Origin of the sequence: Thermosinus carboxydivorans Nor1 (assembly GCF_000169155.1) — a bacterium.
GTDB lineage: Bacteria > Bacillota > Negativicutes > Sporomusales > Thermosinaceae > Thermosinus > Thermosinus carboxydivorans.
Window position 1 is genome coordinate 119,738 of sequence record NZ_AAWL01000004.1, and the last position, 13,153, is coordinate 132,890.

At 43.4% G+C, this 13,153-nt stretch carries 12 protein-coding genes; all 12 read right to left on the minus strand.

Annotation, left to right across the window (positions count from 1 at the left end; all coding sequences use genetic code 11):
* Positions 1-146: 146 nt before the first annotated feature.
* On the minus strand, positions 147-923 hold the full coding sequence (locus TCARDRAFT_RS04630) for an ATP-binding protein (protein ID WP_007288855.1): 777 nt from the start codon (positions 921-923) through the stop codon (positions 147-149).
* Positions 924-1,131: 208 nt separating this feature from the next.
* Positions 1,132-3,042 (minus strand): anaerobic carbon-monoxide dehydrogenase catalytic subunit, encoded by a 1,911-nt coding sequence (gene cooS, locus TCARDRAFT_RS04635; RefSeq protein WP_007288856.1) that lies wholly within the window; start codon positions 3,040-3,042, stop codon positions 1,132-1,134.
* 15 nt (positions 3,043-3,057) lie between these two features.
* Entirely contained in the window at positions 3,058-3,639 is a 582-nt protein-coding gene (locus TCARDRAFT_RS04640) for a 4Fe-4S dicluster domain-containing protein (RefSeq protein ID WP_007288857.1), read from the minus strand.
* 26 nt (positions 3,640-3,665) lie between these two features.
* Positions 3,666-4,010, minus strand: coding sequence for a hydrogenase maturation nickel metallochaperone HypA (gene hypA, locus TCARDRAFT_RS04645; RefSeq protein ID WP_007288858.1), 345 nt, complete (start codon positions 4,008-4,010; stop codon positions 3,666-3,668).
* 17 nt (positions 4,011-4,027) lie between these two features.
* Positions 4,028-5,110, minus strand: coding sequence for a hydrogenase large subunit (locus TCARDRAFT_RS04650; RefSeq protein ID WP_007288859.1), 1,083 nt, complete (start codon positions 5,108-5,110; stop codon positions 4,028-4,030).
* On the minus strand, positions 5,107-5,649 hold the full coding sequence (locus TCARDRAFT_RS04655) for an NADH-quinone oxidoreductase subunit C (RefSeq protein WP_007288860.1): 543 nt from the start codon (positions 5,647-5,649) through the stop codon (positions 5,107-5,109). The genes TCARDRAFT_RS04650 and TCARDRAFT_RS04655 overlap by 4 nt, the downstream gene beginning before the upstream one ends.
* A 16-nt stretch (positions 5,650-5,665) precedes the next feature.
* Complete coding sequence (locus TCARDRAFT_RS16360; protein WP_007288861.1) at positions 5,666-6,163, minus strand: 4Fe-4S dicluster domain-containing protein; 498 nt, start codon at positions 6,161-6,163, stop codon at positions 5,666-5,668.
* A 13-nt stretch (positions 6,164-6,176) separates the two neighbouring features.
* Positions 6,177-6,608: an NADH-quinone oxidoreductase subunit B family protein gene (locus TCARDRAFT_RS04665; RefSeq protein WP_007288862.1), complete on the minus strand. Its 432-nt coding sequence runs from the start codon at positions 6,606-6,608 to the stop codon at positions 6,177-6,179.
* A 16-nt stretch (positions 6,609-6,624) separates the two neighbouring features.
* Entirely contained in the window at positions 6,625-7,590 is a 966-nt protein-coding gene (locus TCARDRAFT_RS04670; RefSeq protein WP_007288863.1) for a respiratory chain complex I subunit 1 family protein, read from the minus strand.
* Positions 7,591-7,592: 2 nt separating this feature from the next.
* Positions 7,593-11,414, minus strand: coding sequence for a proton-conducting transporter transmembrane domain-containing protein (locus tag TCARDRAFT_RS04675; protein ID WP_007288864.1), 3,822 nt, complete (start codon positions 11,412-11,414; stop codon positions 7,593-7,595).
* Between the two features lie 416 nt (positions 11,415-11,830).
* The gene (trxA, locus tag TCARDRAFT_RS04680) at positions 11,831-12,154 is read right to left on the minus strand and encodes a thioredoxin (RefSeq protein ID WP_007288865.1); all 324 of its coding nucleotides are present in this window, start codon (positions 12,152-12,154) and stop codon (positions 11,831-11,833) included.
* Positions 12,155-12,301: 147 nt separating this feature from the next.
* Positions 12,302-12,970, minus strand: a complete 669-nt coding sequence (locus TCARDRAFT_RS04685) for a TMEM165/GDT1 family protein (protein WP_007288866.1) — start codon at positions 12,968-12,970, stop codon at positions 12,302-12,304.
* Positions 12,971-13,153 lie beyond the last annotated feature (183 nt).

Here is a 13,153-nt window from a genome sequence, read left to right on the forward strand (position 1 = left end):
ATCACCATTGTGACCGGGACGAGTAACTGACATTTTCTCTTTTCTCACAGGGAAGTTTATTCGGCACGATTACAGTAATTAATTATCAAATATCCCAGCAAGTTTCGACATAATGGATATTCTTTTACCTGGCACTACGGCCGACTTCAACTGTTCAATCTTACCAGCAACTGGTCCTTGATTGATCTAATTTCCTCGACTATCGTGCCGCCGATATCATAAGGAGAAACCCCTTCCAAATCAGCCTGTTTGACATCTTCACTTAAAGAAACAAAACCCAGCAGCTCAAAATCAGTCAAACTGTCCCTAATAAATCGAATATCCGCCTCATCAGATATTTTACTACCTATAGCAAAGACCCTTTTGATTCCAAGATCTTCAACCAATTTCCTGATCTGCTTAGCGGTTTGAATACTTCTTTGACCTGGTTCTACTACGACTAACAAAGCATCGACCGACTCAGCAGTACCTCGACCAAGATGCTCAATTCCGGCTTCCATATCCATAATTACCACATCGTCTCTTTCGAGCAAGAGATGCTTCATTAATCTCTTAATTAACGCATGCTCCGGACAAACACAGCCGCTGCCACCCTGTTCAACAGTGCCCATAACCAGTAATTTAACCCCCTGGTGTTCCACACAATATTTCTCAGGCAAGTCATCTACTTTGGGGTTTAAAATGAAAAAGGAACCATAGTCCCCATTTGCTCCGGTACGTTCTTCCGCTAACTTTTTCATTTTAGAAAAGGGGGTTATTGTTTTGTATAGCGACTCAGGTATGCCCAGAGCTGAAGCAAGGTTTGCGTCCGGGTCAGCATCTACAGCTAAAACCCGATAGCCTTCAGCGGCAAAAAGCCTGGCTAAAACCCCGGAAATTGTAGTTTTTCCCACTCCGCCTTTACCCGTAACAGCTATTTTCATAATTGATCTTCCTCTCTATATTCAGAAGTACACTCTCGGGAACCCGAGAGTGTTTATTGTTCAAGGCATTCGCCTTGGACTTTTTTATTTTTCCTCCAATTTCTCTTTTAATTTCTCTTTGTTGAAAATTAGAACTCATACTCTTTTGACTTTTTCAGAACAGGATTAGAGCTCCACAGAGCTCTAATCCTGCCCCATCAGCCAAAATTTAAATCCCCAAACCCTTACGTCTTTCCTTAATAACTGCAACCAGTTTAGCAGCAGCCTGTTCCGGATTGGTTTCTACGATAAAGTAACCGCCCAGCAAATCTTTTGCTTTTTCAGTTAAAAATTCAGCCACTACAGAGGAACCCATAATTTGCGGTACAATTCCAATATGGGTTGGTATTCCTAAAGTTACTGCCCAAGTCCCTATGGCCACTGCCTTCTCCGACATTAACTCAGGAGCAGAAGCGACAAGAGGTAGTTTATCTAAATCTACCCCCAGCTTGTTAGCAATGGCTACGGCTACATTAACTGCCCTGGAATTATCAACACAAGATCCCATATGCAATACTAAAGGCAAAGGTCCATTTAATCCGGCTGCCTTGCCAATGGCAGTGAGTACGGCTTTCAAGGATTCACCGGCATAAGCCTCGGTTGCCTCCTGAGTCATTAGACCGGTTTTAGCAAAGGTACCGGCTCCACAACCAGTAGCTAGCATCAGGACGTTATTTTTAGCCAGCTCTTTCGCAATGGTTATAAAGTTATCGTCCTGGGTTGCCTTAGTATTGTTACATCCTGCAAACAAAGCAATACCCTGAATGTTACCGTTAACGATATTATCTATCAATGGCTTTAACGGGTCTTTAGCATCTAGCTTGCTTAAGGCCGCCACGATTGCCTCAGCACTGAAACCTGCAATGGCTGTTTGCTTGTAGTCAGGAATGTTGACTTTTCGCTTATCCCGTTTTTTAAAGGCCTCTATTGCCACTTCAACAATTTTCTTAGCACTGTCTACGGCCGAATCTTCACGAAACTCTACGTGAGTGGCGCCAGTGATTTTATTTTCAGGCATTGTGGTAATTATTTCAGTATGGAAGCATTCAGCTACGCTGGTAAGAGCAGGCATAATGCACTGCACATCTACGACCATAGCATCTACAGCGCCTGTTATTATGGCCATTTCCTGGGATAGATAGTTAGTAGCCAGCGGAATTCCCCGTCGCATCATCACCTCATTACCCGTACAACAAATACCCACTATGTTAATACCTTCTTTGGCCCCGGCTTTCTTAGCTTCTTCATTCATCTTCAAAGCGACATCACAAATAATTTCACTAAGTAACGGGTTATGACCGTGAATCGCAATGTTAACAGCATCTTCCTTCAGCACGCCAAGGTTGGCTTTTGTAACTACCGGTTCAGGGGTACCAAATAGGACATCAGACAGCTCAGTTGACAAACACATACCGGTATAATCAGCCAGTGCTCCCTTTAATCCGCCGAGCAAAACGTTGACTGCATCAGCATCACAACCCACATGAGTTCGGGCCATAATCTCGGCGATAACAGCATCAATATTATGGGGCATAACCCCCAGATCTACCAATTTATCGACCCGTTCAGCAGTCAGGGTCACTTTGGCCCAGTTACAGGGTATGCTGCGCTTTTGCCGCGAGTAATCATCCAGAGAAGCCAGAGCCACTTCTTTTGCTACTTGTCTTATATCTTTGCCTGCCGGTGCCAGGTTTAATTTTTCCGCTATATTTCTTAACTTTTGCTCGTCTTTAATCCGGTACGCAGGTGCATGTCCTTCGCCAACTTCTAATAAGGTTAAAGCAATGTGGCGACCGTGATCGGAATGGGCAGCAGCACCTGCAGCCATCATTCTGACCAAGTTACGCGCCACTATGGTGTTGGCATCAGCTCCACAAATACCTCTCTGTGGACCATTGCCAAAAGGATCAATACGACAAGGTCCCTTCCAGCAAATGCGGCAGCAGACGCCCAACTCTCCGAAACCACATTGGGGCTTCATAGCTGCAAAACGATCCCAAACAGTTTCAATTCCCGCCTTTTTTGCTAAAGGTAGCAAATAATTGACAGCAGGATCTATGGTGTTTTTCATCTTACTCATAATCTCCCCCCCTGCTTATTTCCGCATCAGGCCGTGGTTCTTTGAATGAGCATGAGCCCTTACCAGTTCCTTCCCTCTATCTTCAATAAGTTTCTTACGATAACTCTCGTAATCTACCAGCATTATTGCTTTGGTAGGACAGGCCTCTACACAGGCACAGGCAAATTCATGGCTGTCCTGCGTCCTGCTAAAACAAAGATCACATTTTCTGGCTTTACCTTTTTGGGTTCTGTGAGTGCCTTCATCTGTTATGTCTTTAGCTACAATAATAGCTCCAAAGGGGCAAACCATAGTGCACACTTTACAGCCAATACAATTACTTTCATTAATTTTAACAAACCTATCCTCTTCGTAGATTGCTCCTGTAGGACAGGCGTGGGCACAAGGCGCATCTTCGCATTGTCTGCATTGAATCGGCATAACCATGTCATCAACTTGAACCACCGAGTTTCTTGGCTGTAATTGCAAGCCCTGGGTTACGGCAGTTTGCAAATCACAATCTGCATGAGCCACGGCACAGGCTATCTCACAATTTTTGCATCCCAGACACTTTTGGGGATCGGCGTAAATAAAGAAATTCTCTTTAGCTCTCGCCATTGATGTTCACCTCCTTTCGGTTAGTGTTATTTTTCTACTTCCAGGTTCTCAATGTACAACTCCCTACCGGCAACGATCTCTACAGATCTGCTCTCACATTGCGGGCATTGAAAATTGTAATTATGAACCTGGAACACTTTGGTACACTGCCGACATTTTCCCTGCAAGGGTACCCGCTCAATAACCAGCTCTGCGCCCTCGACAACAGTATTTTGGGCATAAACCTCAAAACAGGCAGTTAAAGTCATATCTTCCACCGCTGTCATCTCGCCCACCTTAAGTTTCACTTTTAAGACTTTTCTAATTTGATGCTCTTTCACTTTGACATTGATAATCTGAAAAAGACTATCCACTATCGCCATTTCATGCATGGCGCCGCATCCTTTCATTATCTTTCGGTACAGGAGATACAGGGATCAATACTGCAAATAATAAGCGAAATATCAGAGACCTTATTCCCCGGCATCATAACATTGAGCGCTTCCCAGTTCATATACGTAGGCACTCGCCACTTGATTCGTTCCGGTTTGTCAGAACCGTTTGTGCGTAGATAATAAATCAATTCACCCCGCGGCGCTTCTGACTTGGCTATAGCCTCCCCGGCAGGTATTTCCGGCAAATAATCTATACAAGTTGGACCGTCAGGCAAATCTTTTAGACATTGTTGAATGATATTGATAGCTTCCTGAATTTCCCTCAACCTGACCATGGCTCTTGCTCTAACATCACAACCATTCTCTACAGCAACATTAAATTTAATCTTGTCATAAGCAGCATAAGGACTCTTGACCCGCACATCATAATCTATACCGGACCCTCTAGCTACAGGACCAACCACTCCATACCTGATAGCTTCCTCTTTAGGTAAAATCCCTGCTCCTTCAGTCCGAGCGCGAACAAATTTATTGTTCATATAAATATCAACAATTTCTTCCAATGGCTTCTTCAACATGTCCATCTGTTTCATCATATATTTAATTTTTTCATCAGAAAGGTCATATTTTACCCCGCCAATACAATTGGCGGCCAAGTCCATCCGATTCCCATATACAGTCTCTTTAGTATCCTGGACTATCTCCCGTAACTCCATGACATGCATAAATAACGAATCAAAGCCAATGATATGCGCCAACATAGCGGCATTAAACAAGTTGGAGGCTATTCGTTTTATTTCATCAGCGATAACCCTTAAATATTCAGCTCTTTCCGGGATTTTAATGCCGGCAATCTTCTCAAGGGCCATACAGTAGGTAAATGGGTGGTTGTTTGAACACAGAGAACAAACACGTTCAATTAAAGTTAAATTTTGGTATATATTGCGCTTCATTACCAAATACTCCATGCCGCGATGCACATGACCTGCCGTTACATCCAGGCCCACGATAGTCTCTCCTTCAACCTGTACCCGGAAATACATCGGTTCTTCCAGTGCCACATGCAGTGGGCCTACGGGGATTGTGTATGTGCTCATTTAACATCCCCCTCCTGGGAAATAGCTGCAAGGACCTTTTCCCACAAAGTTTTAGTGGTTGCTCCGTTCATAGCAACTGATAAAGGAATCAATTTATCCATTATTCCTTCATCAATAGTTTCATCGAGGAACAATCTCTTGGGATTGGGATGGCCGACCACTTTAATACCATATAATTCTTGCAATTCGCGTTCCGTCCAATCAGCACTCTTTAAAATCGGAGTAATGGAATTAACTTTGCCACTATCACGGGGAATTTCAATAGTAACTGTACAAGTACAACCATCCAGATCAAAATGGTATGCTATTTCATGTACTTCTCTCTGTTGAACATCTTTAGTTTTATAAGCCGTAATAGTGATTACCCGGCCGCCCAAGCTTGCCACTATCCAAGCCACATTTGTAATATGGTGGTGGTCACGGAGCCTGCACCAACCAGTAATAACTCCTTTAGAATCTGTCTCCCACCGCAAGGAGAATCCATCACCCATTGCCTCGGTTAATTTTTCCGTAAATTCCTCCTGAATGTTCCGCTTCATCCTGTTTCCTCCTCTTTTATTGAAGGGCCCGTTCCTGGCGGCATTTGGGGCATAAATGCCTTAATTTTTCAATCTCCGTGTTAACTTGTTCAAAAGCTACGTTAAATAGTTCAGGAGCTATCGGCACCATAGGTGTATTACACCGGGCACAATTTACGTATTTAATGAAACCTTTTTCCACATATCGGTATTTGTCCTCTTGCCTGTGCGTTGTGTGATAATCCTCAGTCAAGCGAATTGCTTTAGTAGGGCAGTAATGTTCGCATAGACCGCAAAAAGTACATGTATTATGCCAAAGTATGAACTCCAGGCCGCTTTTGTCGGCGACTTCCCTGATTTGAATTGCTCCCCCTGCACAAACGTACTCACACATTCTACAGGCCACACAGGCCTTGGGATTATATTGGGCTTTCCCTCTCAGTCCCTTGGGAACAAAAGTTTCACCGAAGGGATAAGGGTCAGTAGACGGTCTCTTAAACAAATTGCGAATAGCTATTTTTAAAAAAGAAGCCATGGGTAACTCTCCTTTACAGCCTGGTTTCCCAAATTTTGATGGCTTCAATTATCCCATCAATAATCGCCTGTGGTCTGGGCGGACAGCCAGGCACATTTACATCTACCGGAATAAAGTTGTCAATAGGCCCGGCAATAGCATAACTGTCTCTAAACACCCCTCCAGATATTGGGCATACTCCTATGGCTACCGTCACTTTAGGGTCGGGAATTTCCTCGTAAAGACGCAAAACCTTTTCCTTAACCCGGACAGTAAGAGGTCCGGTAATCAACACGATATCAGCATGCTTTGGACTTCCACAATATTTACAGCCTAAACGTTCAACATCATAACGAGGGATACATGCCGTAGTAGCCAGCTCCACATCACACCCGTTACAGGAGCCCGCATTTATGCGATACAACCACGGTGATTTTTTGGCGATTTTGGGCAATAGCTTTTTCATCCTGCCACCTCCCTGTTTACCCTTTTAACAACGTTAAAACCAAGCTGATTAACGCCAGTGCTGTAGGATACTTTAGATAAAATTTAAAGGCCTGGTCTATTCGAACCCTTCCTGTACTGGCGCGAACAACTGTAATAGAAATTACCATTAAAATTAAATATTTTAAGATGTACCACAATAGGTTAAGCAACATGTTTTCACCCAGAGGTGTCGGGAAAAAAAGCGCTATGGCTAAACCCAGTACCACAACCATTTTTAAGGAGCTTGTTAGTTTAAATAAAGCCAAAGAGGTTCCAGAATATTCCAAAATAGGACCTTCGACAATTTCCGTTTCTGCCTCAGGAATATCAAAGGGAACTACCCCCATGTTACCTGGAATAAAGGCTAGAAAAGCCAACAGAGCCGGTAACATGGTGTAATCAAAAAGCAATGCTCCGTTTTCCAGTTGGTACCTCACAATTTCACTTAAAGAAAAAGTAGCAATTCCACCCGTTGCCAATCCAACTTTTAAAGCAACGGTTACCAGTACTACCAGTAACGGCAGCTCATAGGACATCATCATGACCATTTCTCTGGAAAAGCCTACAGCCCCAAAGGGTGAACTAGAAGCAGAACCACCGATCATCAAGGCAATGGCAGGTAATGACAGCAAATAAAGCAAAACCAGCAAATCTCCCGAAAATTTAAAACCTTGGTATACGCCAGCAATAGGTATCAAAGTCACGGCTACCATCATCCCTGCAAACCCCAGCAATGGCGCTAACCTGAAAGCCTGCAGATGCGCAGTCTCCGGCACAACTATCTCCTTCCTGGTTAGTTTAACCAGGTCAATAACGGGCTGGTAAAGAGGGGGCCCAACCCGCCTCTGTAAGCGGGCAACAAATTTACGGTCAATTCCCATAAGAAACAAGCCAACGACTATTGCAAACAAGCCTCCGGGAAAGAACAACAAATTAATGATTAGTTGTACAAGATCGTTCACAATTACACCCCCTCACCCAGACCGGTAATCCGGTGTAAAACTTTAATGCACTGTTTAACCAGGCCTTTTGGCGATTCATAAAGATTATGAGAATTAACATGCACCTCTTCGGCTGTTAAATCAGTTACCCCACAAGTATAGATTTTTGTATATCTGATTTTCCCATTGCTAATAAAGTAGACACTAACACCTGCAATAAAGGCTATTGCCAATACTGCAGCGATAACTCCGGCATTCCAAGTTCCCAGGCCAGAATCAATCCCGAAAAGCGAAACTGAAACCGGTGTAAGGCCCAACCATCTCTCTATGGCAACAATAGTAGTAAGTGGTACCCCCGGGAAAATTCCAAACACTATACACAAAACAGCCAAAATCACCATAGGAAATTGCATTGTCCAAGGTGCTTCAGTTACATTCTCTAACTCCTTCGGTAATTGCCCGAAAAAGGCAGAATGTAAAAATTTAAGAAAAGAAGCTAAGGTCAAAACACTTGCTAACAATGAGAATAACGCTAAAAACACATATCCTTTCTCCATGGCAGCTTCATAGATTATCCATTTAGAGGTAAAACCATTAAAAGGCGGAATGCCGGCAATAGAAAATGCCCCAATCGCAAAGGTCCCGAGAGTTATCGGCATTTTCCTGCCAATTCCTCCTAACCTGTCCAGGTTTTCAATACCGGTTTTCACCATAATCGCACCGGCAACTAAGAAAAGCAGGTTCTTAAACAGCATATGGTTAACTAAATGCAATAATCCTCCAGCCATACCTAAAGAAGAACCCAAGCTGACTCCTAAGATGATATAACCCATTTGGCTTACCGTATGATAAATAAGCAGGCGTTTCATACCACTTTGCAGCAGAGCCAGTGCCGCAGCCATTAAGATTGTTAAGCCGCTTACCCAGGCAACTATATACATCAGGCTGGGCGTCTCTCCTGACAAGCCTAACTTGCTTATAAGAGAAATGCCCCCAAACACATAAAATAATTTAATCATCCCAAATGGTGCACTTTTTAAAAGCACGGAAGAAATATAGCCACTGACCGGTGTAGGTGCTGTTGGTGGATGCATTTGATAGTCGATGCGAAAAGGTAACATAGCCGCTTTCATGGCAAAGCCAATCAACATCATGATTAAACCAAACGCCACCAGACCTGTCGGCACGGCACTTAACCGCTCTGCCAGTTCACTCATGGCAAAGGTGCCAGTGCTGGCTGTTAATACAAGTAGTCCTAAAAACATCAAACTGGCTCCAGCATAATTAAAAATGAAGTATTTAAAACCTTCCTGTAATGCCTCCCTGGTTTCCTCATGAATAATCACAAAGTACAGAGTCCAGCTGCTCATGATTTCCCAGAAAGCAAAGAAACTGAAAAGCTCTTTGCTCATCGCCACCCCCAGAAGGCCGCCGATCATTAAAAGGAAGAAAGCGTAAAAGCGATTTTGAGCGTGGCCGTGATCCATATAACCCAGGGAATAAAATATATTTAAAACTCCAATAAAGGCGATGAGTAATGCAAAGGTTCGGGAAAAAATATCAAAACCGTAAGAATAAGCAAACAATGTTATCAATGTTGCCACCATTGTCGCGACTGCTAACCAGCCGCTGACCCTGGCCGAAACTCTTCCCAAAAAGTAAGTAACCAGAGCGCCTACCATTGGGATTACTGCCATCAGAGGCCAAGCGATAGTAACATTAGGAATAGCAGTTATAGCCATATGTCCATTGGCGGCAATCATATCGACCACCGGCTTAACTAAAGCCAGACCTGCTTGCGGATACAAGCCATTAAAAACAGTCAGACCCGTTAGAATCCCAACTGGAATCAACATGGTAATAGGAGCTTCCTTAAGAGCAGGGCCCTCATACTTTTCAAAGAAAATAACCCTAACCAGTTTCAGATAATAAAAAGCGCCAATAATACTGCCTAGAAGAATTAAACCCGCCACTGCCAGATGACCGGATTGTACACTGGCGTAAAGCATCAAAAACTTGCTGATAAATCCGTTGAAAGGCGGCAAGCCCATTATGGCCAATATGCCAATACTAAAACACAATGACGTTACAGGCATTACCCGGCCGATACCTTTGAATTTAGCAATTTCCTGACTCTTCAAGCGATAAATTAAAGCACCCACACCCAGAAACAAGAGATTTTTCATAATAGCATGATTCAAAACATGATAAAGAGCACCAACAAGGCTCAAATAAGTGCCTATTCCCAAAGTGACCGCTATCTCGCCCACCTGGGCCATAGTTGAATAAGCCAACATTTTTTTTATGTCGGTCTGCCGGAGGGCCATAATTTCACCGTACAAAAGGGTCAATGCCCCAAGCACGGAAATGATAAATCCAATGGTAGAAAACTGACCAGTAGTGCCCAACTCAGTCAGCAAACCTGCACCAAAAACAACAAAGAGAATACGTACAAGTCCGTAAACACCGGTTTTGGTCAAAATCCCTGACATAGGTGCCGAAATGGATGAAGGTGCTACAGGGTGAGCATCAGGCAACCAACTATGCAGCGGCACTAAACCTGTTTTAACACCAAAACCGATTATAAACATTCCCAAAACTGCTAGCATAAGGCTTGGGGATAACAGTTTTAAGTTGGAAGAAATTGCCGCCATATCGAAGGTTCCAATCTTTACATGCAATGTTAAAATTGCAAAATGCATAATATAAGCGCCGGAAGTACACATGATAAAATATTTGAAACCGGCTTGCAGCGCCTTTTCAGTTTGTTCCTGAATGACCAAAAAGTAAGAAGTCCAGGTCATTAATTCCCAGTAGACGTAAAAATTCCCCAGGTGCTTGCTAGTTGTCAACCCCAGCAAAGTGCCTAACATTAAGAGCAAGAAGAAAAAGTAACGATTTGTATACGGCTTATTCTTTAAATAACCCACAGAGTAAACAGTGACCAGGAAAGCGATAAAAGCCATAATCAGAGCAAAAAATCTAGACAGACTGTCAAAATCGCCACTTTGCCAAGTCAAGTATACCGCTGTACCGGTAATGGCGACCGCCAGAATATTACGCAAGGCCACCGAAAAACGCCCGCCCAAATAAACAATAAATCCGCCCACATAGGGAACGAGAACCAGAATGGACCAAGGTGATTCAAAGGCAGGTAGTTGCGCAGATTTCCCTGATAAGACAGCAGTTATATGCTCAACATTATGAATGAAAGGCTCCGGTAACAAGCCCATAAAAGCGGTGAGCCCACTAAGGGCCAGTATAACTACCAGCAAAACAGGAGAAACTTCTCTGACTTTTTCTGCCCAGACCCCGTCTTGAGCAGGTTTTTCGAAACACAGTTTTTGAAAGACCAGAAGGAAATACATTGCCTCAATGATACTGCCTAACGTGGCCAGAGCAGCATAAAACCAATGACCGCTGGCAATGGCTGCATAAATAATTAAAAATTTACTAATCGAACCCTTAAATGGTGATAAGCCCATTACCGAGAACAAACCAAAACCGAACAAGGTTGCTGTAACCGGCATGGCCTTACCTATACCTTTGAGCTTTTCAATACTGTCAGATTGTCCTCGGGCAATAAGTGCTGCCGCGGCAACAAAGACCAATGCTCGCATTACTATTTGATATTCCAAATGCAACAGAGCTCCCGAGATACCTTCATAAGTACCAAGGCCAAGTCCCAGTAGAACATATCCAATTTCTGCAATACTGGAAATAGTTATTAAGCGAATGAGATTTTTCATCTGCTTCAGCGCAATCAGTTCACCAACCAAAATAACTATCGCGCCAAACAAAGCTAATACAGATGACTCATTAAATAATAGAGAACTAAAATTCACATTTTCTACCTCCTCGTATAATTAGTTTTGAAATCTACCGGATAGTAAAATTCCAGTTAGGTTGGATTTATTATCCGGCAATTTTTTGATTGAATCTCAGACTTGCTTGCCAAAGCCGATACCTTGTTTTTTTGTGTGATTTTTCACTTTAAATATATCATTGTCGCTCCTTCATTCCTGTCGCTAAGATGACAACAAGCTCCGACATGCTAAAATTAAACATTGCCATCCCCCTTTCCTAAATACATTATTACAAAAACTCAATTTTAAGACAACTATATTTTTACAGATAAGACCATCCTTAACCATTGCTTTATACGACCATAGCAAGAACAAACAGCCAAGCCAAAAGTCATTTGTGAATAGTTTGTGAATTACGATCAATAAAAAACTCCCGGTTAACCGGGAGTCGCTTTTTACAGTGCATTTTCCAGAGCAGCGCTAAGCTCCTGCCGTGGCCGGTACCCAACTATCCGGTTCATCTCTTGGCCATTTTTAATAACCAACAGTGTCGGTACCCCCATAACCTGATAGTCATTGGCCAGACCGGGTTGGTCATCAACATTTACTTTGACCACATAAGCCCGCCCGGCAAAAGTTTCGGCGACAGCTTCCACTTCAGGCCCTACCATCTTACAAGGACCGCACCAAGGCGCCCAGAAATCAACAAGTACTGGTTTGTCAGCTTTAAGTACCTTTTCCTCAAATTCCTCTCGGCTGGTTATATTTATTACACTCACTGTTCCCAACTCCTTTCCCGTCCCCCCTACGGTGGGGGTGGTGATTCTCATTTTAATAGCCTTTTTTTAGCATGTCAATTTATTTTGCCATTTGCTATATTTAACTTTTTAATAACTCGACAAAAAAAATTAAATGCCCCGTGCATTTTATTCTTGCTGGCGCGGCATTTTGCCGTTGTTTTCCCACCTCGCCACTACATAAACAAGGACACAAACGATCACGACGGCGGTTATAATGACCGATGGTGATACGAGGTGACGCGGCAACGCCTGGTACAACCCAAATAAGCCAAAGAAAATAAAAATCAGCGCCGCAAACCATTTTACCGCTCGCTCGGGGATTTTCCGCCCCATAACGATGCCGACGATGATACCAATCGCATTGGCAATCATCATACCTGCCGTCGTACCTAGCCACACGGGAACAATTTCCTTAAATTGAGCGGCTAAGGCCACTGTAGCTAACTGTGTCTTATCACCCATTTCCGCAATGAAAAAGGCAATTGTAACCGTCCAAAAGGGGCTAAACCGGCTAGCCTTCGCTTCATCCCCCAGTTCGTCACCGCGGATGGTCCACAAGCCGAAGATAATAAACGATGCAGCAGCAGCAATCTGGACATAATGGAGGGGGATAACGCGTGTTATGTAATTACCTACTACCACGGCGAATAAGTGATTTAAAACCGTAGCGACCAATACACCCCACATAACAGTTTGCCATCTGTATCGCGTCGCAAACGCCATCCCCAAAAGCTGGGTTTTGTCCCCCATTTCCGCCAGAACTACGAACCCCAAAGATGCTAAAAATGCTGTCACTAAAACTCCTCCCCTTGTATTTATAAAATAAAAAAGCGAGACATTTTTAGTATGACCAAAAATAGCGTCATACTAAAGGTCTCGCTTATTGGATACACCAATGGCAGAACCAGGCAAACTACTGCCAGTATGTTGACTCTGCCTCTGCAAGCTACTCCCCTCTAGGACACAGAAAATATTACC